The sequence below is a fragment of the Inquilinus sp. OTU3971 genome (assembly GCF_038440215.1).
On record NZ_JASATH010000437.1, the window covers coordinates 1 to 619 of the forward strand.

The 619-nt window shown below is 71.9% G+C and carries 1 protein-coding gene; it reads left to right on the forward strand.

Annotation, left to right across the window (positions count from 1 at the left end):
• Positions 1–619: hypothetical protein (locus tag AAHM41_RS40315; protein ID WP_446719529.1), on the forward strand; the 619-nt coding region annotated here is incomplete at both ends.

Here is a 619-nt window from a genome sequence, read left to right on the forward strand (position 1 = left end):
GCTGGTCGAAGCCTCGCTTTCCGAGAACACGCGGATCGCCTACGGCAAGGCCTGGCGCGCCTGGACCGACTGGTGCCTGGGCTTCGGCCTCGACCCAACGGGAGAGAACTCTGATGCCGCGGCCGACGAGCGCTGGCTGGTCATGCACCTCACGGCCCTCTCAGAGAAGCGGTCGCTCAGCACCATCCTGCTGCGGCGCGCCGCGGTGGTGGCAATCCGCAAGCGGCTGAAGCGGCCGCTGGCGGTCGATGACGCCGAATTCGAGGCCTTCCTCAAAGGCCTGCGCCGCACCAAGGGCGCCCGGCCGGTGCGCAAGGCGGCGCTGCTCGAGCCGAACCTGCGCGCCGCCTCCCTGGTGCTGACCCCGCATCCCGGCCTGGCCGGCAACGAGCTCGCCGGCGGGGCAGGGGAGGGGCGACGGGCCGTGCGGGACATGGCGCTGCTGCTGACCGGATTCGCGGGCGGCTTTCGCCGCTCCGAGCTCGCCGCCTTCGATCTTCGCGACCTGTCGTTCTCGGCCAAGGGCCTGGTGCTGTTCGTCGGCCGCTCCAAGGCCGACCAGGAACGCCACGGCGCCGAAATCGGCATCGAGGCGGTGCCCGGCTCGGCGCTCTGCGTC